This is a genomic window from Pseudoalteromonas sp. Isolate3 (assembly GCF_022398505.1).
GTDB lineage: Bacteria > Pseudomonadota > Gammaproteobacteria > Enterobacterales > Alteromonadaceae > Pseudoalteromonas > Pseudoalteromonas apostichopi.
In genome coordinates this window covers 21,896-43,455 of the sequence record NZ_JAKEVN010000022.1, presented here as the reverse complement: position 1 = coordinate 43,455, position 21,560 = coordinate 21,896, and the positions used below count along the sequence as shown (strand labels likewise).

The 21,560-nt window shown below is 41.5% G+C and carries 18 protein-coding genes and 1 pseudogene; 9 read left to right on the top strand and 10 right to left on the bottom strand.

All coding sequences use genetic code 11. The features are described 5' to 3' along the window. Positions 1 to 20: 20 nt before the first annotated feature. On the top strand, positions 21 to 3,020 hold the full coding sequence (locus L1D46_RS07090; protein ID WP_167657951.1) for an EAL domain-containing protein: 3,000 nt from the start codon (positions 21 to 23) through the stop codon (positions 3,018 to 3,020). A gap of 29 nt (positions 3,021 to 3,049) precedes the next feature. Here L1D46_RS07090 and L1D46_RS07085 read toward each other — a convergent pair whose 3' ends face one another. Continuing rightward, positions 3,050 to 3,379 (bottom strand): stress response translation initiation inhibitor YciH, encoded by a 330-nt coding sequence (locus L1D46_RS07085; protein ID WP_130052034.1) that lies wholly within the window; start codon positions 3,377 to 3,379, stop codon positions 3,050 to 3,052. A 133-nt stretch (positions 3,380 to 3,512) separates the two neighbouring features. Here L1D46_RS07085 and L1D46_RS07080 point away from each other — a divergent pair, with 133 nt between their 5' ends. From L1D46_RS07080 to L1D46_RS07065, 4 genes are all read left to right on the top strand, one after another. Then, a complete protein-coding gene (locus L1D46_RS07080) occupies positions 3,513 to 3,818 on the top strand; it encodes an STAS domain-containing protein (RefSeq protein WP_130052033.1) in 306 nt (101 codons plus the stop codon). Next, complete coding sequence (locus tag L1D46_RS07075; protein ID WP_239977168.1) at positions 3,818 to 5,488, top strand: fused response regulator/phosphatase; 1,671 nt, start codon at positions 3,818 to 3,820, stop codon at positions 5,486 to 5,488. The genes L1D46_RS07080 and L1D46_RS07075 overlap by 1 nt, the downstream gene beginning before the upstream one ends. 45 nt (positions 5,489 to 5,533) lie before the next feature. Continuing rightward, the gene (locus L1D46_RS07070) at positions 5,534 to 6,193 is read left to right on the top strand and encodes a GAF domain-containing protein (RefSeq protein ID WP_239977167.1); all 660 of its coding nucleotides are present in this window, start codon (positions 5,534 to 5,536) and stop codon (positions 6,191 to 6,193) included. 73 nt (positions 6,194 to 6,266) lie between these two features. Then, positions 6,267 to 7,457 carry an amino acid aminotransferase gene (locus tag L1D46_RS07065; RefSeq protein WP_239977166.1) on the top strand — a complete coding sequence of 397 codons (1,191 nt, stop codon included), beginning with the start codon at positions 6,267 to 6,269 and terminating at the stop codon, positions 7,455 to 7,457. A gap of 77 nt (positions 7,458 to 7,534) precedes the next feature. Here the strand turns inward: L1D46_RS07065 and L1D46_RS07060 are convergent, their stop codons facing one another. From L1D46_RS07060 to L1D46_RS07025, 8 genes and pseudogenes are all read right to left on the bottom strand, one after another. Next, positions 7,535 to 8,281 (bottom strand): DUF3379 family protein, encoded by a 747-nt coding sequence (locus L1D46_RS07060; RefSeq protein WP_178926728.1) that lies wholly within the window; start codon positions 8,279 to 8,281, stop codon positions 7,535 to 7,537. Continuing rightward, a pseudogene (locus L1D46_RS07055) lies at positions 8,281 to 8,829 on the bottom strand (sigma-70 family RNA polymerase sigma factor); the annotation flags it as partial. The gene L1D46_RS07060 and the pseudogene L1D46_RS07055, both read right to left, overlap by 1 nt. 78 nt (positions 8,830 to 8,907) lie before the next feature. Continuing rightward, positions 8,908 to 10,557 carry a BatD family protein gene (locus L1D46_RS07050; RefSeq protein WP_239977165.1) on the bottom strand — a complete coding sequence of 550 codons (1,650 nt, stop codon included), beginning with the start codon at positions 10,555 to 10,557 and terminating at the stop codon, positions 8,908 to 8,910. Beyond that, positions 10,551 to 12,425: a VWA domain-containing protein gene (locus L1D46_RS07045; protein ID WP_178926729.1), complete on the bottom strand. Its 1,875-nt coding sequence runs from the start codon at positions 12,423 to 12,425 to the stop codon at positions 10,551 to 10,553. The genes L1D46_RS07050 and L1D46_RS07045 overlap by 7 nt, the downstream gene beginning before the upstream one ends. 1 nt (position 12,426) lies before the next feature. Further along, a complete protein-coding gene (locus L1D46_RS07040; protein WP_178926730.1) occupies positions 12,427 to 13,413 on the bottom strand; it encodes a VWA domain-containing protein in 987 nt (328 codons plus the stop codon). After that, positions 13,406 to 13,846 (bottom strand): DUF4381 domain-containing protein, encoded by a 441-nt coding sequence (locus tag L1D46_RS07035; RefSeq protein WP_130052024.1) that lies wholly within the window; start codon positions 13,844 to 13,846, stop codon positions 13,406 to 13,408. The genes L1D46_RS07040 and L1D46_RS07035 overlap by 8 nt, the downstream gene beginning before the upstream one ends. Positions 13,847 to 13,848: 2 nt before the next feature. Beyond that, positions 13,849 to 14,793 (bottom strand): DUF58 domain-containing protein, encoded by a 945-nt coding sequence (locus L1D46_RS07030; protein WP_178926732.1) that lies wholly within the window; start codon positions 14,791 to 14,793, stop codon positions 13,849 to 13,851. Positions 14,794 to 14,796: 3 nt separating this feature from the next. Further along, positions 14,797 to 15,753, bottom strand: coding sequence for a MoxR family ATPase (locus L1D46_RS07025; protein WP_130052022.1), 957 nt, complete (start codon positions 15,751 to 15,753; stop codon positions 14,797 to 14,799). A 336-nt stretch (positions 15,754 to 16,089) separates the two neighbouring features. Between L1D46_RS07025 and fadI the strand changes: the two genes are divergently transcribed. The 3 genes from fadI to L1D46_RS07010 all read left to right on the top strand — a co-directional run bounded on the left by fadI (position 16,090) and on the right by L1D46_RS07010 (position 20,294). Next, a complete protein-coding gene (gene fadI, locus L1D46_RS07020; protein ID WP_130052021.1) occupies positions 16,090 to 17,400 on the top strand; it encodes an acetyl-CoA C-acyltransferase FadI in 1,311 nt (436 codons plus the stop codon). Beyond that, entirely contained in the window at positions 17,400 to 19,625 is a 2,226-nt protein-coding gene (gene fadJ / locus L1D46_RS07015) for a fatty acid oxidation complex subunit alpha FadJ (protein WP_167657958.1), read from the top strand. Before fadI ends, fadJ begins: the two co-directional genes overlap by 1 nt. 138 nt (positions 19,626 to 19,763) lie before the next feature. Then, positions 19,764 to 20,294, top strand: a complete 531-nt coding sequence (locus tag L1D46_RS07010) for a GNAT family N-acetyltransferase (RefSeq protein WP_239977163.1) — start codon at positions 19,764 to 19,766, stop codon at positions 20,292 to 20,294. A 13-nt stretch (positions 20,295 to 20,307) separates the two neighbouring features. Here L1D46_RS07010 and L1D46_RS07005 read toward each other — a convergent pair whose 3' ends face one another. Further along, positions 20,308 to 20,694, bottom strand: a complete 387-nt coding sequence (locus L1D46_RS07005; protein ID WP_130052018.1) for an MmcQ/YjbR family DNA-binding protein — start codon at positions 20,692 to 20,694, stop codon at positions 20,308 to 20,310. Positions 20,695 to 20,884: 190 nt separating this feature from the next. Between L1D46_RS07005 and yeiP the strand changes: the two genes are divergently transcribed. Further along, positions 20,885 to 21,457, top strand: coding sequence for an elongation factor P-like protein YeiP (yeiP, locus tag L1D46_RS07000; RefSeq protein WP_130052017.1), 573 nt, complete (start codon positions 20,885 to 20,887; stop codon positions 21,455 to 21,457). Positions 21,458 to 21,560 lie beyond the last annotated feature (103 nt).

The following is a 21,560-nucleotide window of genomic DNA, read 5'->3' as shown; positions in this document are numbered from 1 at the left end:
ATTATTAATAAGGTAGTCCTGTGGTGTATCGACGACCGCCATCACGTTTTGGTGTGAATTCATTAAGTATGAAATTGTCGCTGCTGATCTCTGCGATTTGTTTGATTGCAGGTATATGTGCTGCGGCTTTGATGCTTAAATCTGAAGAAAAACAGCTTGTTTTTGAAGAGCATGAACTTTTAAAACACTCGAGTGAACGCTTGAGTCGTCAATTTAACCGCCTGATTAAAACTAAAATAAATATCGCTGAGCAGGCTAATAATGTTGTAAGCAGCCAACTGCTTCACAATGAGTCTCACTTACAAAGCAAACGAAGCGCCGATATTAAATTTTCCGTTGATGGCAGTATCCGCAGTACTTCAGAAAATGGTTTATCTGCAGCGTTTATCCCTCAAGATAAATATTCTGAATTTTATAAGCAGCTTATAAACGATTCTGAATCATTGTGGAAAATCGTTTCACCTACTTTAATTCAAGATTTCTTTAATTTTTACTTAGTTACGAAAGACAACTTTATTCGTATAGCGCCACCAAACTGGGCGCTAAATGTACCTGGCGACTTTGACTTCACCAAAGACGAAGCCTTCAATTATGCCCAAGCTGCAACTAATCCAAGCCGAGAAGCGGTATGGTCAAAAGTGTATTACGACACTATTTGGCATAAATGGGTCGTTAGTGTACTTGTGCCAATCTACCTTGATAACGAATTTTTTGGTGTAACAGGTAGCGATATTGCTCTTGAAACTTTATTGGCACAACTGCCTATTGGTGATCGTGAGCAACATCTATTTGTTTTCGATGCAAAAGGTCAGTTATTAGCTCACCCTGATTTAGATAGGACAACTTTAGAGCAATATGGACGAGAAGGTAAAAAATTACTGACAGAAGATTTTGTTAATCCCGATCTGCAAAAGCTAGTGTCTGAAACGATTCGCTTAAAATTACCTGAGTCTGCAAATTCATTTGTCCAAGATGGCGAAACTCACATTATCAATATTCGTAAAGTTGAGAACCTAAATTGGTATATTGGTATTTATAAAAAGCGTTCGTCGGCACTTTCAGCACTAGAAGAGCTAAAAGTAAAATTCTTTGGCTTGTTTATCTTGTACGCTATTTTAGTTGCCTTGTTATTGCATCAAGCACTTTACCAATTAGTACTGCGTCGTATTCACTCATTAGTTAACGCGGTGGTGAGTTTTGGCAAAGGGCAATTACAAACAGAGTTTCCAAAAGCCAATAAAGATGAAATTGGTACCTTAAATGGCTCGTTCAGAGACATGGCTATTGAAATTCGTAAATTAATTGATGGGCTCAACCAGCGCATTAGCGAAAAAGAAATAGCTGAAAAGGCAGCTAACCGCTTATCTAAAGCTGTGGCTTTCTCGGGCACCGGTGTAGTGATCACCAACCAAGATTTTGAGATCAAATACGTGAATCCGAAAATGGTTGAAATGACCGGTTTCGAAGAGCGTCATTTCATTGGTTCGCCGCTGTTAAATATCATCTCTCAAGAAATGGCTATTTTAGTTGATGATATTGATATTGACTTACGTAGCCGTAATTACTGGCGAGGGGATACCTTATTACAAGCTAATGAACGCCAATCTGTTTGGGTTTCGCTAAGTATTTCACCAATTCGTGAAGATGGTGGTGAGATCACCAGTTATGTGGCATCTGCGCAAGATATTTCGTTTGTGAAAGAAAGCCAACGTAAAATGGAACAACTGGCTTACTTTGATACTTTAACTGGACTTGCTAACCGTACTTTCTTCAGAATGCAGCTGCGCAAGTCAATGGCACTTGCCGAGCGTGGTCATTATGCATTTGCCTTATTCTATTTTGACTTAGACGAATTTAAACGTATCAACGATACGCTAGGTCATGATGCGGGTGATCAGTTGCTAGTAGAAGTTGCTAATCGCCTGAAAAAGCGTCTGCGTACAGAAGATACGATTGCGCGTTTAGGCGGCGATGAATTCGCGGTATTATTAAGTGGTATTGAGCATCAAACACACGCCATGGAAGTCGCAAATACGATTCAACGCACTCTCAATGAGCCTATCAAATTAGGTAATAATGAAGTGATCATTAGTGCCAGTATTGGTATCACTATGGCGCCATTTGATAGTCAAGAAGAAGATCAATTACTTAAACATGCTGACCTTGCGATGTATGAAGCAAAAGCCAAAGGGCGCAATACCTTCCACTTCTATAGCCAAGAATTAAATGCAGCTGCGAACGAGCGCTTATTTATTGAAAATGAGTTACGTACTGGTATCCGTGAAGGGCAGTTTAGAGTTTATTATCAGCCACAAGTGGATTGTCGCAATAATCAGGTAGTTGGGTACGAAGCGCTTATTCGTTGGTTCCACCCTGAAGAAGGAATGATCCCACCGACGAAATTTATTCCAATTGCTGAAGCAACCGGTTTAATTGTTGAGTTAGGTGCATGGATATTACGAGAAGCCTGTGAATTTGCGGCTCGTTTAGCAAGCCAAGATTTGAAGAATAATATTTCAATCAATCTATCGGCTCGCCAGTTTAAAGATGCCAACCTAGTGACGACTCTTGATACGATAATCAAGCAAACAGGGGTTGAGCCTAAACGCTTACACCTTGAGTTAACAGAAAGTATGCTGATGGGGCATGTTGAAGCCGCTATTTTACAACTGCATCAATTAAAAGCCTTGGGGGTATCAATTTCAATCGACGACTTTGGTACTGGCTACTCTTCATTAAGTTACCTAAAACGTTTCCCTGTGGATATCTTGAAAGTTGACCGCTCGTTTGTGAAAGATATCCCTGAGGATACTAATGATATGGAAATTACCGCTGCGATTATTGCTATGGCGCAAAAGTTGAAACTTAATGTTGTTGCCGAAGGGGTTGAGACCATTGAACAAATTGAGTTTTTACAAAACAACAACTGTTATATTGTGCAAGGTTACTACTATAGCAAGCCTATCCCTGAAGATGAGTTGCCTGCACTTTATGAACAGCTCAACTCGTTGAATTCATAAAATACAGAACTCAAAAATATAGGGGGCGACTAGCCCCCTGCAATTTTAACTTTAAATTTTAGTCCTTCGAGAATCGCTTTTAGCTTATCTCTGTCATCACCTTGAACTTCGATGATACCGTCTTTTACTGCACCGCCTTGGCCCATTTTACTTTTAATGGTCTTAGCTAATTTTTTTAAGTCGTGCTGTTCGCTGTCGATCCCAACAACTAACATGACACCCTTACCTTTGCGGCCTTTGGTTTGACGTTCAATACGCAAAAAGCCGTCTTTAAAAATTTTACCTTGGGTTGGTTTGCTTTCTTTAGGTTGCTCAATGCGACCCGTAGCAGTTGAATAAACTAGATTATTATCGCTCATAGTGGATCTCGTAGTAGAAGCTTGGCTAAATGATAACAAATTTCATCCTAAGTGTTTTAATTTTTGGCTTATTTGTTCTAAGCGGTTATATTTAATTAGGTATCAGGAAAGATTTGTTTATTAGGAGTTTATTATGAGTTTATCGCGCAGCACTTCTGCTGATGGCGCTATATTAACCGTACAAATCAAAGGAAAATTTGATTTTAATTTGGTGCAATCTTTTCGTCAGGCGTACGCCGATCTTAACGACAATATCGATAAAGTGGTTATTGACCTCAGAGAAACAGATTACATGGACAGCTCGGCTTTAGGCATGTTGCTGAACATGAAAAAAAACCTTACCGGCAAGGTTGAGACAATTCAAATTAGTAATTGCCAACCGCAACTGAAAAAAATCCTGCAAATTTCACGTTTCGATAAAAAGTTCGACATTGATTGATGCTTAATATTCTGGTTGTAGACGATCTAGCCTTAAATCGTCGCTTATTAACCGTGATGTTAGAGCAGCAGGGCTACCGTGTTTATACCGCTGAAAACGGGCTTGTTGCTTTAAACCTGCTCGAAGAACACACCATTGATATTGTGTTACTCGATGTCATTATGCCTGTGATGGACGGCTTTGAAACCGCAGCGATTATCAAAGAGCGCTTTAGCCAAGTTTACTTACCGATTATATTTATTACCTCTTTAGAAGATGAAGCGAGTTTTGAGCGTTGCTTAGCGGTTGGCGGCGATGACTTTTTACATAAGCCATTTCAAGAGGTCATTCTTAACGCGAAAATTAAAGCGCATAGCCGGATCCGTAATTTAAGCCAAAAGGCAAGAGAGCAAAATCTACAACTTGAATATCATCAAAATCAAGTCGAGCGCGAACATGAAATCGTCGAACATATTTTTAATAACGCCCTCGAAAACCAACAGTCATTTCCGTCGCATTTAGACTTTCATTTATCACCTGCCGCTATGTTTAATGGCGATATGTTTTTGGTAGCACAAAGCCCAATTGGCAGCTTGTACTGCATGCTTGGTGATTTTACCGGCCATGGTTTAGCTGCTGCGGTCGGAGCACTTCCTGCTTCAAGGGTATTTTATACAATGGTAAGTAAGGGAATGTCAGTCAGTGATATTGCTGCAGAAATTAATTCAGTACTAGGTAAATTACTGCCAGGACATATGTTTTGTGCTGCCACCATTATAGAGCTCAGTAACACCGGGAAAAGTGTTTCGGCTTGGCTTGGAGGATTACCTGATACGTATATCATCGACCAAAATGGAGAACTCATTCGCACTCTTGAATCTCAACACATGGCACTGGGTATTTTAGAAGAGGATGAATTTGAACGTGCACTTATTCACATAGAGGTAGAAGATACTTCTCGTATCGTGATGGCGACCGATGGCATTATTGAAACGACTAGCCCAAATGATGAATATTTTGGTGAGCAGCGTTTTAAAAAGGTGCTTGGCTCAAAGCCAAATATTTCTTCAAATCAAGTATTAGAACGAGTAAACAAATTTGCCCGCGGCAATAAACAACAAGACGACTTAAGCTTAGTATTATTAAATTGTTTACCTATGGATGAGTCTGAGCAAAAGTCTGAACAGCTATCTGCATTACCCTTTAATTTTTCATTGAGCTTAAATTCAAAGCAAATCAAAAGCACAGATCCTGTGTTGGAAGTAGTTGATGTAATAAGTAAAGTGGCGGGGTTAAATGCCCATCGCGCAAATATCTTTTTGATACTCTCAGAGGCCTATAATAATGCCTTAGATCACGGTGTGTTAGGTCTCGACTCAGAGATTAAGAATCAAGAAGATGGCTTTTTAATTTATTATCAACAACGAGAAGAGGCCCTCGCAAATTTAACAGATGCTTTAATCATTATTGATATCCGTTATTGCCCCGAAGAGTGTGCTCTGTATTTTACCGTTTGTGACTCAGGAAACGGTTTTAGTAAAGAGCAAACAAATCAACAAAGCCTTGCAAGGGAGCATGGTAGAGGCTTGTGCTTACTTAGAGAAGTTGCCTCAAAAGTGACATTTAATAGTGCTGGTAATCAAGTCGAAATTTATTATAAATTAACAGCAAGCAGTACTAGCTCACACTAAAATCGCATGTTATCATTCTGGCATTATAGATGTTTGGATGGCTAAATGATTTCTAACTACTTATCTACTGCACAGCTTGAATTACCAGAAAACTTGGTTGCTGAGCAATTATCGAACCTTGAACAATATCTTGCAGAGTCCGCTTCACCAGCAGTGCGTTGGGAGTATCAAATTCCTGAGCTAGGCGAGGGGGGGGCGTGTAGCTTATTTGGTTATTTGCAAGATGAACCATTCAAATTAAACGATTATGTTGCAGATGATGCTACAAATACTGAAAAGCTGACTAAGCTTCAACAAATCATCGATTTTGTCGTTGCTCAGACTCAAGTTGATTGGTTTGGTATTTATCAAGCAACAAATACTGACGAAGGCCCTCAGTTATTAAAACTGGTTTATCACGGGGCACCTAGCCGACCATTATTCCCGCTTACAGAAGCGTTTGCTAAAGGTAGTAACAATGTTCAAGTCGCGCTTTCTAAGCAAGGTCGCGTGATCAATAACGTTGCTGATTATCTTGCAAAAGGTGGTGAGTATTATACCTGCGATCCAAAGGTGAAAGCTGAAACCTGTTTACCCTTACTATCAGCTAAAAATGAATGCTTAGGTATTATAGATGCAGAAGCATTTAGTAATGATTTCTTTGATCAGCAGACCCTTGCATTACTTGTGGCTTGTTGTATTAAAATTCCTCAACTCTTGGTCTAATTTTACTAGTAATCAGGCTGGGTTTTTATGTTAAGCTAGTGGCAACGCTAACCCCTATAAAAAGAGATAGTCAATGTTCTCAGAATTAAAACCATTACCAACAGATCCTATTCTTGGCCTAATGGCGGCCTTTAAACAAGATACAAACCCAAAGAAAATTGATTTGGGTGTAGGTGTTTATAAGGATGAGCAAGGCAATACGCCTGTATTAAAAGCGGTTAAAAAAGCGGAAGCGTTTCGTTTAGAAAACGAAACCAGTAAATCGTACATTGGCTTGGCTGGTAACTTAGATTACTGTCAAAAAATGGAAAACTTATTACTGGGTGAGCATCCAGCACTTTTAGCTAACCGTGTTCGCACTGCACAAGCACCAGGTGGTACAGGTGCGCTACGTGTTGCTGCCGAATTCATTAAGCGTTGCAACAAAGATGCGACGGTATGGGTAACTACGCCAACGTGGGCAAACCACATCAGCTTATTTGAAGCGGCGGGCTTAACAGTAAAAGAATACCCTTACTACGATTACGAAAATAAAGACCTTTTATTTGATGACATGATTAATACCCTTAAGCAAGTGCCTAAAGGTGATGTTGTGTTATTCCACGCATGTTGTCACAACCCAAGCGGTATGGATTTAAATGCTGAGCAATGGAGCACAGTTGCTGATCTTGCTGTTGAAGTTGGTTTCACGCCACTGGTTGATATTGCTTACCAAGGTTTTGGTTCAAGCCTTGAAGAAGACGCAGCGGGTCTTCGCAAATTAGCAGCAGCGGTAGATGAGCTAATCATCTGTTCTTCTTGCTCGAAAAACTTCGGTTTATACCGCGAGCGTATCGGTGCATGTTCAATCATTGCTAAAGATGCAGCGACTGCTGATATCTCTAACTCTGTATTATTAAGTGTTGTACGTAGTATCTATTCTATGCCGCCTGCGCATGGTGCTGATATTGTTAGCACGATTTTAGGTAGCACTGAGCTTACTCAAATGTGGCATGACGAGCTTGATGAAATGCGCAACCGTATTAATGGCTTACGTACTTTAATCAAAGAAAGCTTAGCTGCAAAAGGTATTAATCAAGACTTCTCATTTATTGATCGTCAAAATGGTATGTTCTCATTCCTAGGTATTAATAAAGAGCAAATCGAACGTTTACAAAAAGAGTACTCAATCTACATTGTTGGTTCTAGCCGTGTAAACGTTGCTGGTATCAGTGATGCTAACATTGATTACTTTGCAAATGCAGTAGCAGGCGTTTGTAAATAATCGGCTCTATAGCGATAAAAAAAACCGCATGACTGCGGTTTTTTTGTGCCTGTAATATGTGTTACTACGAGTAGGTATTAATGTAGCCAGCGTATTGCGTCATTAATCATACTGTTATAACTATCAAGTGGAGCACCAATACTGGCAATTAAAATAGTATCTGCTCGCTCTCCGCGGTTAATGTGACCAGCAAAACGCTCATCATTGAAATCATCAGAGCCGGTGCCAAACGGTTGCTCGTCAGAAGGCACTATGAATACTGTCATTGGGCCAAAGTCAGATTCAAACACCAAGTGTAGGCCTTTTTTGCCTTGAAAGTCACAAAACATCAAATAGGTTACTTTACCTGGTAGCTCATCTAGGTGTCCGCCAATAGTAGCAAACTTTTCATTTACATAAGCAAGGTCTATCGCTTCATGCTTATCTAACGCGCCAATCTCATGATAAAGGTGTGTAAAGGCATGCTCACCCACACTGTATAAAGTATGTTGTTTGTTAATGACAAAGAACACACTAATTGCCACTAAAAACGATGCTGCGGCGGCTAAATACAGGCGATTGAAGGCAAAGCGCGACTTAGCCTCAATAATAGTGTCTAGCGGCTGCTCATGGTTTTCTTCACAAGCATAGGTGTTATCAATAATTCGCTTTGCCAAATTTTCAGGCACGGGTACGTTAAGCGCTTTGCTTAGTTCATCATCGAGGGCACGTACATCATCAATAAACGCCTGTTTATCAGTGTCCTGCTCGGCAAACGCTTCAAGTTCCTTATCAATAGTGCTTGGCTCGGCGAGGATGCGGCGGCGAAACTCGAGTTCATCCATTAATTTGATGCTCCTCTAAGTTGATCATCATCACTGCTTAAAGCCTCTTTAAGCTGGTTTCTGGCACGAAAAAGTCGTGTCATGACAGTATTTTTATTTAAATCGAGGATCTGGGCAATCTCGTCGCCAGAGCAACCCATTACCACCTGCAGCAGTAATGGTTCTCGATACTCTTGTGATAACTTTCCAATTTGTCGTTGAATCACTGTTTGTTCCATTTCAGCATCAAGGGTTGTACTTTTTTCATCTACAAGGGTGTCGTTTTCAACATCGGCGTAATCAAATTGTTTACGTTCAAAGCGACGTGCATTCTCGCGACGTAAGATAGTTAACAACCAAGGTTTTACCGCTTGTTGATCTTGCAGTGAATCCAAGGCACGCCAAGCCCTCAGGAAAGTTTCCTGCACTAAGTCTTCAGCAATGTTCTGATCACGACACAACCAATACGCAAAGCGAAAAAGCTCACTGTGGTAGACATGAACCAGCGCTTCATATCGCTTTTGTTTTTCTGTCATAGTTACTAAGACCCGCCCATCAAAAAAAATCTTTCTGAGATTATTATTTTTTTCTTAAAAAAACGGCTAATTCAATATTACCCGTTTATATTCAATCTATTAGATTAATCGTTAATCGTAAAGATTTTTTAATTCAGTGCTATTACTTGTCGATTGAGTCTGTTTAGTTGCTTGGCTTAGCAAGTTTACAATTAAACTTAAATCAACTTGTTCATCTGCTGAACTATAAAGTTTAGTGCGTAATTTAGCAATTTCATCATTAAGTTGTGTGTTTTTGAGTGATGCGAGTAAATACTCAATGGCCGCTACATTCTTACCTGTGTACTGTTTTGCATAGAGGTTTAATGCGTTATAAAACGCTGAGCTATTGTTCTGTTTTGCAAACAGCTTTAACTCATTTAATGACACGGATGTAACACTCTTAGATAATGCTTTAGGCGTTGATTGTTGAGGGCGCTTTTTAATGTAAAGCACTAAGGTGACTAACCAAAGTCCATAGCCGACAATTGCCACGATAATAAGCCACATCGGGCTCGTGACTTGCGTAACGGTTTGCACATTAGTTGGCGTATGACTCAGCTCATTAGAGCTTGCTGTTTGCGGCTCTGCGATAGCTGGGGCTGTTGGTGTGAGTGGATTTGTACTTGGCACAACTGTTAATGTTCGAGCTGGTATGGTCGCGTAGCTAATACGATTGATTTTGGTATTAAACCAAGGCAGCTTTATTTCAGGTAATGTGTAAGTGCCCGGTGTTTGCGGTAATAAAGCATAAGAAGCAGTTTGTTGTGAAATAACACGGCCATCACGTACCAGATGATTACTCTCTTTTTCATCAGGGTAACTTCTAAAACCTTGCACCTGCGGCATATCGATATCAGGAAGTTGCTCTTTAGTAACCCCCAATGCGGTTAAGGTGATAGTTCGAGTGATCGGCGTACCGACTTCCACGGTGTCATCTTTTGGTTGCCATTGCTCATCAAGGTTAACCAATTCACTCGGTAACCAAGCACCTGAGTAGTTTTCTGGAATTGGCTTGATTTCAATATCGACATCTTCGCCCATTGCTGAAACAGCCATTTGTCGGTAATTTTGACGAATACGGCCATTGAATACTGGGGCTGTGATGGTATTCACGCCACTTTTTTGTGGTTGCACTAAATACTCACGGGTGATCACTAAATAGCGTTTTCCATCAATTAACTCATAGTCTTCAGATTGCTTGTTAATTGGAGTTAGCTCAGCGTTTTCCATTTCTGGTGTGGTTAAGTTGCCATCAAGCAGTTCTTTGTTGTTGTCTAAATACAATTTAACCGTATAAACACCGGCTTCTTGCACGTATAAGCTAGTTGGCTTGATGCTTGTTTTAATGAAGGCTTCTTTATTTTGCTCAGAGGTTTGGCTGCGCTTAGCCACCGTTAGCTCAATCGGTTTTGAACTGACACCAGCAACGGTAAAAGCAGGAATGGTATAAGTGCCTTCTTTGCGGGTCATCAGTTTTACAGACCAGTTAGTTTGCTTACTGATTTCACCATTAATAATGTTGGTACGCGAGCTTACACTGGTAGGCCCTACAACAAAGTCTTTTAATAACACTGAAGTGTCGGGTTGTTCGCTGTTAATAGAGTCGTCTGCTGAGATGGTTAAAACAAAAAACTCACCGGCAAGGACTGGGTTTTTATCAACACTTGCCTGTAGCTGGGTGGCAGCCCAAAGCGGCGCTGCCGCGATTAGCAATAAACAACATAATAATCGCATTACCATGATTTTTCGGCTCCTCGTGGACGACGTTGATAGTTTCGTTTTTGTGCTTCTAATTGCATTTTATTTCTTAATAAGATCGCAGGATCATCGGGAACTTTACGCAGCAATTGATTAAGTTGCTGGGCTTTTTCTTTCTCTTCATTAGTCAGCTCAGCAGCTTGTGCCTGCATAGCCTGTTGCTCTGCTTGCTGTTTAGCTTGTTCATCGCTTTGCGATGGCTCTGGCTGGGCATCTTGTTGCTCAGGAGATTGCTCTGGCTTTTGCTCACCTGATTGTGGCGACTTTTCTGATTCAGATTGCATTTCAGGTTTGTTTTGTTGATCACTTTCAGAGTCACTTTGCTCACCTTTTTGATCTGACTGTTCGCCTTGCTCTGAGGGTTGTTGGCCATCTTGCTGCTCACTTTGCTCAGAGTTATCGCCTTGCTGGGAGTTTTCACCCTGTTGCTTTTGCTGGTTATCTTGCTGACCATCGGAGTTTTGTTGATCAGTGTTTTGCTGTTGATCTTGTTGCTGCTGTTGCTCTTGCTGCTGCATTAACTGTTCAACAAGGGCTTGGTTTTCTTTTGCTTCAGTGAAGTCATTTTTAAGCTGTTGGGCTTTCTTATAAGCTTCTATTGCTTGCTCTAGTTCACCTGCCTTTGCAAGGGCATTGCCATAGTTGTACAAACCCGTCGCAGATTTATCTTCACTAAACGCATCCATGGCAGCTTGGTAATTACCTTGCTGATAAAGGGCTGCGCCTTTTAATTGCGTGTTTTCAGCTTGGGCGGCTTGTTCAAATTGATTTTGCTGATAGGCATCGAGAGCGCGTTGGTCTTGGTTTTTAAACACCTCTGGTAACTCGGCGGCGTAAACCTGTTGCTGAGGTAATAGCATAACGAACAAAAAGCCAAGTACTAGGCTACTTCGGCGAATTAAAAAGAGCGCTAATGGTAGTAAAATAACAAGACCGTATATACCAGCATCAACACGCCATAACGCTTGGCTTTGTTTCTCGTCTTTGAGTACTTCAGCATTGGCTGTTGGGGCAAATGTTTGAATATCTTGATTACTGGTTTGATAAAGTGCAAATTTGCCACCGCTGTTGCGCGCTAAAGCACTTAAGCGACTGATATTTAGCGTCGGAATAACAATCTGTCCTTGCGAATCTTTTAAAAAGCCACCTTCAGGTAACTTAATAGGCGCACCTTGCTCCGTGCCGACGCCATAGACATTCAAGCGATAACTCGACTGAGCGGTAAAGCGACTAATATCTTCTTGATCAAGGCTATCAACCCCATCGGTAACTAAAATAATATCACCATCTAAATAGCCTGCTTGTTTAAGTAAATCGTCGGCTTTTTCTAGGCCTTCAATAACATTTGAACCTTTGCTCGGCATGATATCTGGGCTTAGGCTTGGGATGAGGTTAGCTAAGGTGCTTGCGTCATTGGTTAGCGGTGAAATGGTAAATGCAGAACCTGCATAAGCAACCAATGCCGTATCACCTTCTTTGAAAAGTTCAATCATATCAAGTGCTTTAAAGCGAGCTTGAACTAATCTATTTGGTGCGATGTCGGTACTGAACATTGAGTACGACATATCCATCACAATAACTCGTGCGTTTTTCGCTTGAAACACTGGGACTTGTTTTTTCTCGAAGCTTGGACCTGCTGCAAACACAATGGCTAGCAAGGTAAAAATAGCAACTAGCCAAAGCGGTTGGCTTTGCTTTTTATGATTGTCGCTCATTACAAACTGCGCCAAATGGGGGGCAATTAAATCAGCTGGGGCGTTCTTTTTATTGCGTACTAACAACACACTAAAAATAATCAGTGCGGGGAGCAATAACCAAAGTAGTGCAGGGCGAATAAATTCAAAATCCATACTAGCTCTCCTGCTTAAGTTGGCGAATAAAACTTACTAATATTGTTAAGCTGATTAAGCCTAGCGCCACAAGCAGTGGAATATAAAACAATGAAATTTGTGGACGGAACGTCTGCTCATCGCTACTGATAGGCTCAAGTTTATCGAGCTCCTGATAAATTTGCTGCAAGCCAGCCACATCTTTTGCACGAAAATATAAGCCGCCAGTTTGTTCTGCAATACGTTTTAGTAAGCTTTCATCTAAGTTACCGCCACTCATTCCACCCATATTGAATAAGCTAAAACCACGCGGGTTATCGGAGCCAACACCTATGGTATAAACCTTGATGCCTTCTTCACGTGCTAACAGTAGTGCATCTTCTGGGTCAAGGTTACCTGCGGTGTTTTGACCATCAGTTAATAGCACTACGATACGGTTACTTTCATCTTTGTTAGCAAAGCGTTTTACTGACAAACCTAATGCATCTCCGATAGCTGTTGCTCGACCAACTAGACCGATTTGCGCCTCGCTCAGCATTTGGCTCACGGTTTTAACATCACGCGTAAGAGGTGTTTGTAAAAATGCGGTGTCGCCAAATAAAATGAGACCAAGGCGGTCGCCTTGACGTTGCTCAATAAAGTCACTCAGTACCGCTTTTACCATAGTTAGCCTGTCGACATACTGGTTTTGATAGGCCATATCTTGTTCTGTCATAGAACCAGATAAATCTACTGCAAGCATGATATCGCGGCCTTCATTGGGCAAGGTGATGGGGTCATCAAGCCAAGTCGGGTTTGCGATAGCAATAACTAATAATCCCCATACTGCCCATTCGAGCAAAGAGACTTTACGACTATGTTGCTGCACCGCTTGATTATTCAAACCAAGCTTAGCAAAGCCAGGAATACGCAACCGTAATTGCCCTTGTTGCTTTAACGGCATAAAGCGACTTAAAAGCCAAGGTAGGGGTAAAAGCACAAAACACCATGGCCAACTAAACTCAAACATTAATTGGCTCCTTGAGTTTAAAGTTGCGAATGGCACTGCGTAATTTAGCTGCAAGTTCAGCATTATTACTTTGCTGCTGATAAAGCGGCATCAACTCGTCGTAACTAAAGTTATCGCCACTTAGCTTAGATAAATTTTCAGACCACTTTGCCAAAGGCTGAGAGGCAAGTTGACTGCTGTAATAATGACGGGTTAAACGTTTTAAAATAATGTGTAGCTCTTGTGCATCATCATCACTAAGGGTTTTACTTAATTTAATGGCTTGTTTCTTGGCTTTTTTGAACTGTTGGTTTTTATATAAAAGCACTAAGCCGATAATTAATAACGAACCAACTAAGGCGATGATCAGCCACCAAATTGGAGCAAGTGGCCACCATGCAACCTCGGTCGGTGCAATGACATCATGTAAGCCATCTAGCGGATTTTTTTGCATTGTTACTTTCTCACTAATTGCAGCTCAAGTGGAGTGGCTGCACTGAATGAAATTAAACTAAGCCCAGATTTTTGTAGGCGCTTTAACCTATTAGAAAAAGACTCTTCAGCAGATTTAGCGAAGCGCTCGCGAAATTGCTTGTCCATTAATGGTAAAGCAAGATCTTGTCCATTTGCCGACACAGTTACTGTTTGTTTAAAAGCAGGTAACTGATGTTCAAATGGGTCACTAATATGGCAACCAACCAACTCACAGTGTCTGCTCAGCATTTCAAGTTGTTTAAAGCTCGCTTCATCAAGGGCACTAAAATCAGAAACGATATAAACTAGGCTACCGGGTTTAGCCAAATGGTTAAGGCGTTTTAGGTTTTCACTAAATAGGCTGTTGGTTGTTTTGTCGATATTATTGAGCGCTTGGTTGTGAATATCACATAAGTTGTGACAGAGCTTTAACACCGCCTTTTCGCGTGACGTAGGCTTTAATTCGTGATGACTATGTTGATTAAACACCAGACCACCAATGCGGTCACCTCTTTGACACGCCGACCAAGCAACTAATGCGCTAATATGCGCTGCTTGCACCGATTTTAACAGTAACTTTGAGCCAAACAGCATCGAGTTAGAAAAGTCGGTAAATACAAAAACAGGGCGTTCTTTTTCTTCTTGAAACAGTTTAGTGTGGGTTTCGCCTGTACGGGCGGTAACACGCCAGTCGATAGAGCGTATGTCATCACCAGCTTGATAATGACGCACTTCAGCAAACTCCATCCCGCGACCTTTATGTGGCGCAAGGTATTGCCCAGCTAAACTGTTTTTGATTTTTACTTTGGGCGCAAGTTCTAGTAAACGAGCTTTGGCTTTGTAATACATCAACTCTTTGAGTGATAAATTGACGCCTTGACTATGGCTCGTTGCTAACCACGCCGCTGTATCAAATTGGCTCGACATAGCTTATGGCACTGCTACCAATTCTAAAATACGGCTGATCACGTCATCTTTACTGATGCCATCGGCCTGCGCTTCGTAGCTTAAAATGATACGGTGACGTAACACATTATGCAGCACCGCTTGGATATCATCTGGGGCTACAAAATCACGGCCTTCAAGCCAAGCATGAGCTCGTGCGCATTTATCAAGGGCAATGGTTGCACGCGGGCTTGCGCCATATTCAATCCAGCGGCCAAGTTGCTCATCAAGCTCTGAAGCTTCACGGGTTGCAACAATTAATTGCACTAGGTACTTTTCAAGTGGCTCAGCTAAGTACAAGCCTAAAATAGCTTTACGCGCAGCAAAAAGTTCACTTTGACTAATTTGTTGTGTCTCTGCTTGCTTATCAGAAATAGCCTCGCCACGGGTTAGGCGTAGGATATCTAATTCGTGTTCAGCACCCGGGTAATCAATGCTCAAATGCAATAAGAAGCGGTCAAGCTGTGCTTCTGGTAGTGGATAAGTGCCTTCTTGCTCTAGCGGGTTTTGGGTTGCCATAACCATAAATAGATCAGACAGTGGATAAGTGTTTTTACCAACCGTTACTTGGCGTTCAGCCATGGCTTCGAGTAGCGCAGATTGTACTTTAGCAGGGGCACGGTTAATTTCGTCAGCCAAAATTAGGTTATGAAATAACGGTCCTTTTTCAAATACAAATTCACTGGTTTGCTGACGATATATATCGGTACCTGTGACATCCGCAGGTAATAAGTCTGGGGTAAACTGAACACGTTGGAAGCTACCTTCAACCCCTTTTGCTAAGGCATTGACTGCACGGGTCTTTGCAAGACCTGGAGGGCCTTCTACTAATAAATGGCCATCTGCCAAAATCGCGATTAACAGTGCTTGGGTTAATTGTGGTTGGCCGATAATTTGCGTGTCTAAGTATGATTTTAATTGTGAAAATGCGTTAACTGCCATAATAAAAAGACTGTCCTAAAAGCGTGAGTCAAAAATTGTTTTTGCTATGCGCCAATGCGTTATATTCAGTACCGATAAATTCTTTACGCGGTACCGTGGTGGGGCGCTATTAACAAGTTATAAGGATTCAAAAGTTATAACACAAGTGTTAGACACAAAATCCTCAAATAGTTCGTTATTTTTTAAGGATTTTTAGCCTACCATATAAATACAGTGTTTTTTTGTAAATAGGCCAAAAAAAGCCTATGGTTGAAAACTTAATATTGGCATTCGTACACGGGTTGTTTTAGAATCAGGAAAAACAAACAGGTCAGACCTGTCAGCGGGAGAGCATAAATGTCTGAGCAAAATATACTTAAAACAGCAAAAGGCGATCGTATCGCTATCGTTAGCGGCCTGCGAACGCCATTCGCAAAGCAAGCCACAGCATTTCATCATGTACCAGCCCTTGATATGGGTAAGTTAGTTGTCAACGAAATGCTTGAACGACTTAACTTTAATAAATCTGAAATTGATCAACTTGTATTTGGTCAAGTAGTGCAAATGCCAGAAGCCCCAAATATTGCCCGTGAAATCGTATTAGGTACGGGCATGCCTGTTTCTGTTGATGCTTATTCTGTTTCGCGTGCGTGTGCGACAAGTTTCCAAGCCATTGCTAACGTAGCCGAGTCAATTATGGCAGGCTCAGTGCAAGTGGGTATCGCTGGTGGTGCTGACTCATCGTCTGTATTACCTATTGGTGTCAGCAAAAAATTAGCGGGTAGCCTTGTTGATTTAAACAAAGCACGCACGCTTGGTCAGCGATTAAAGATTTTCTCAAAACTACGTCTAAAAGATTTACTTCCTGTGCCGCCAGCGGTAGCTGAGTACTCTACAGGCTTATCTATGGGTCAAACGGCAGAGCAAATGGCTAAAACGCATAGTATTAGCCGTGAAGACCAAGATGCTTTAGCACATCGTTCTCATACTCTTGCAAGCCAAGCATGGGCTGATGGCAAACTTAAAGACGAAGTGATGACTGCGCATGTAGCGCCTTATAAGAGTTTTATTGAGCAAGATAATAACATTCGCCATAACTCGACTGTTGAAGGCTATGCGAAATTAAAACCAGTATTTGACCGTCAACACGGTTCAGTTACAGCCGCTAATGCTACGCCACTAACTGATGGTGCTGCTGCGGTATTAATGATGAGTGAAAGTAAAGCAAAAGCATTGGGTTACAATATCTTAGGTTATGTACGTAGCTTTGCTTTCTCGGCAATCGGTGTCCATGAGGACATGCTAATGGGTCCGGCTCACTCTACGCCAATTGCTCTTGACCGTGCGGGTATTACATTAGCAGATTTAGATTTAATCGAAATGCACGAAGCATTTGCAGCGCAAACACTGGCTAATATGAAGATGTTTGCGTCAGACAAATTTGCACAAGAAAAGCTTGGTCGCAGTAAAGCGATCGGCGAAATTAACATGGACAAGTTCAATGTATTAGGTGGCTCACTAGCATACGGTCACCCATTTGCGGCAACAGGTGCACGCCTGATCACGCAAAGCTTAAATGAACTTAATCGTCGCGGTGGCGGCTTAGCGCTTACGACTGCGTGTGCAGCGGGTGGCTTAGGCGCAGCCTTTGTATTGGAGAGTGCGTAATGACAGATTCAGTATTTAGTTTATCAGTGGCTGATGACGGCGTAGCCGTTGTAACCATTGATGTGCCGGGTGAGAAAATGAACACCCTGCGCAGCAGTTTCGCAGAAGATTTAAAAACCTTACTCAAAGACGCACAAGCGCAAGCTGTAAAAGGTATGGTATTTATTAGTGGTAAAAGCGATAACTTTATCGCTGGTGCTGATATTAAAATGCTTGATAGCGCGAATAGCCGTGAAGATGCATTAGCGTTAAGCGAAATGTGCCAACAAGCCTTTTTCGATATGAAAAAGCTACCTTTCCCAACAGTAAGTGCTATTCATGGTGCAGCGTTAGGCGGTGGTTTAGAGTTTGCTTTAGCATGTGATTATCGAGTGTGTTCTGACAGCGATATCACTAAGCTTGGTTTGCCAGAAGTACAGTTAGGCTTATTACCTGGTGGTGGCGGTACTCAACGTTTACCAAAATTAGTTGGCTTGCAAAAAGCACTTGAGTGGATGCTTACAGGTAAGCAAGTGCGTGCTAAGCAAGCGAAGAAAACAGGCTTAGTAAATGACTGTGTACCACACAGTGTATTACTTGACGTTGCTAAAGAGTTTGCTCTGAAAGGTAAGGCGAAGGCTACTAAACCTAAGCTAGACCGTTTGAGTCAATTACTTGAGTCAAACCCATTTGGTCGCAATATTATTTTCAAAAAAGCACAAGAAAACGTGCTGAAGAAAACAGGCGGTCACTACCCAGCACCTTTAGCCATTATTAAAGCGGTTCGTGCAAGTGTTGAGCTTGATCAGTTAAAAGCATACAAAACTGAAGCAGAAGGCTTTGCCACGCTGGTAATGAGTGATGAGTCAAAAGCATTGCGCGGTATTTTCTTTGCAACCACTGAAATGAAAAAAGAGTGGCGTAATGATGATGCACCAGCAATCGCTAAAGCGGCAGTATTAGGTGGCGGCCTCATGGGCGCGGGTATTGCCCATGTTAGTGCTGTAAAAGCGGGTGTTCCAGTGCGCATTAAAGATGTGGCTGAAAAGGGCATCAGCAATGCAATGAACTACAGCTATAAGATTTTAGATAAAAAGCAAAAGCGTCGTATTTTATCTAAAGCTGATTTACAACAAACCATGAACCGCATTACCGGTACAACCGATTACAGCGGCTTTAAACACATTGATATCGTTATCGAAGCAGTGTTTGAAGATCTTGCTTTAAAGCAAGGTATGGTGGCTGATGTTGAACGTGAATGCCAAGACAACACTATTTTTGCAAGTAATACCTCATCATTACCGATTGCACAAATCGCTGCTGATGCAGCACGCCCAGAAAATGTAATTGGTCTGCATTACTTCTCTCCAGTTGAAAAGATGCCACTTGTTGAGATCATTCCACACGCCGGTACGTCTGAAGAAACTATCGCACGCGTTGTTAACTTTGCCCGTAAGCAAGGTAAAACCCCGATTGTGGTTAAAGACATGGCTGGTTTTTATGTAAACCGTATCTTAGCGCCTTATGTTAATGAAGCGGCTAATTTACTGCTTGCAGGTGAGCCAATTGAAAAGATTGACCAAGCATTGGTTGAGTTTGGTTTCCCGGTAGGGCCTTTAGCGTTACTTGATGAAGTAGGGATTGATATAGGTTCTAAAATTGCGCCAATCCTTGAAAAAGAGTTGGGCGAGCGCTTTAAAGCACCTGACGCCTTTAATCGCTTAATCGATTCTAAGCGTTTAGGTCGTAAGACTGGCCGTGGTTTTTACCTTTACGACAAGAAAGATAAAAAAGTGGATGAGTCAGTATACGAGCTACTTGGTGTTACGCCATCACCTCGTTTAAACAAGAGCGAAATTGCTAAACGTTGTGTTGCGCAAATGCTTAACGAAGCGGTACGCTGTTTAGATGATGGCATTATTGCAAGCCCGCGTGACGGTGATATTGGTGCTATTTTTGGTATCGGTTTCCCACCATTCTTAGGCGGTCCATTTAGCTATATGGATAAACTGGGTGCAGCACAAGTGAGCTCAGAAATGGCGACTTTTGCTAACTACAACCCTATTTTCACACCTTGCGATACGTTAAAAGCAATGGCTGAAAAGGGGGGGCGTTTTTACCAAGCAGAAAGCGAAGAGCTGGCAATAGCTGAAGCTACGCCTGTCGATCCGGTTGAAGTAACCAAAGAAGTGGTTGAAGACGAGCAAGCGTCAGAAGAAGCTAATACAGAAACGACTAAAAGCTAATTCTTTAAATTAATTAGTTAATTTTAAAAGCCCTGCTTATTGAGCGGGGCTTTTTACTTATATATTGGCCATAAGTGGTATTTAATTCTCGAAATCAGTTTGTTATAACTAGGTTTATTTACTAAGCGATTAATCACCATGACTCTCACCACTTCGCGATTAACACTACGGCTGTTAAATGCCGATGACTGGCCATTGTTTTATACTTTGCATAATGATGCCCAAGTGATAGAGAAATGCTTCGATAAGCCCTCAGAGGCGCAGCTACGAGCAAAGTTTAATGAACGCTTAAAGCCTTGGCAGCCAAATTCGAATTCACCACTGTGCTTAGTTATTGTTGAAACCAGTACAGGTAAAGAGGTGGGTGTAACTGGGTTTACTTCATCAACAGTGCCTGATAGTCAAGAAGTCGGTTATTTGCTGCTGCATAATTTTCATGGTCGTGGCTATGCCACAGAGTCTTTGCAAGCAGTGCTTGATTACGCTAAATCAGAACATGCTGTGCGGGAATTTAAAGCGGTTGTCACCGAAGGTAATATCGGTTCAGAAAAAGTACTTGAGAAATGTGGTTTTCAGTTAGTCGATAAGCAGCTAGATGCGTATGCTATTGGCGGTGTTTTGTATACCGATCATCATTTTTATTTAGGTTGCACTGATCACAGAGCGTGATCAGTGCGCAATTTTACAGATGAAGCTCAATCGCTTTTCTGTCTTTTTCTGGCATATTCGCAACCACTAAATCAAACGAATTATCAATCATCCGCTCAATCTCTCCTTGTGGTACGGTACCATCTAAAATAACCGTATTCCATAAACGTTTGTTCATGTGATAACCCGGGATCACCGACGGGAAAATATCACGCAATGCTTGGGCTTCATCTGGCTCGCATTTCAGATTTAGCCACCATACAAGATTACCTTCATCGTCTGTTTGGCCTTCTTTGCCCTCAGCAAGGGTGGCAAACATTTTATGATTCACCTTGTAAACGTCGACATCTTGGCCAAATGGTTGGGTGATCATCACCAATGGCTTTTTCATTAAATATTCGTGTACTGTGTGTTGATTCATGATCCAATCCTTGAAGTCATTTTTCGTAGTTATAAACATAGCAGCTTTTTCTTAGTTTTGAGACAACTAATATTATAATTTGCTGAAAAATCGAATAAATAACGGCTGTGAGTTAAAACTGCAAATTTTTATTGAACAATAGCCATTACGTGGTAAATTTCTGTCAACAAAAAACGATAGGAATACACCCATGCCTAAGGCAAGTGAAGTTAAAAAAGGCGCCGCTATCGAGCATAACGGCCGTGTTTTAGTAGTTAAAGATATTCAACGTTCTGTACCACAAGGTCGTGCTGGTGGCAGTTTATACCGTATGCGTTTATACGATGTGGTAACTGGTGGTAAAGTTGATGAAACATTCAAAGACAGCGACATGCTAAAACTAGCGGATCTAATTCGTCGTGAAGCAATGTTCTCTTACATTGACGGTGAAGAGTATGTATTCATGGATAATGAAGACTACACGCCTTATAACTTAAATAAAGAAGCGATTAGCGAAGAGATTTTATTCGTAAATGAAGAAACTCAAGGTCTTCACGTAATTGTAATCGATGGCGCTCCGGTTGGCCTAGATTTGCCATCAAGTGTTGAGCTTGTTGTTGAAGAAACCGATCCTTCAATTAAGGGTGCTTCAGCAAGTGCACGTTCAAAGCCTGCACGTTTGACAACCGGTTTAACGATTCAGGTACCTGAGCATATTTCTACAGGCGATCGCATTCGTATCAACACGGTTGAACATAAGTTTATGGGCCGCGCAGAAAAATAACTTTGTGGCTCTTCAAAAACCGGCTTTTAGCCGGTTTTTTTGTTTTGTTTGTAACGCGCTTATAACAAAATGCATTGAAAAAGGGACTAAAAACGCGCATTAT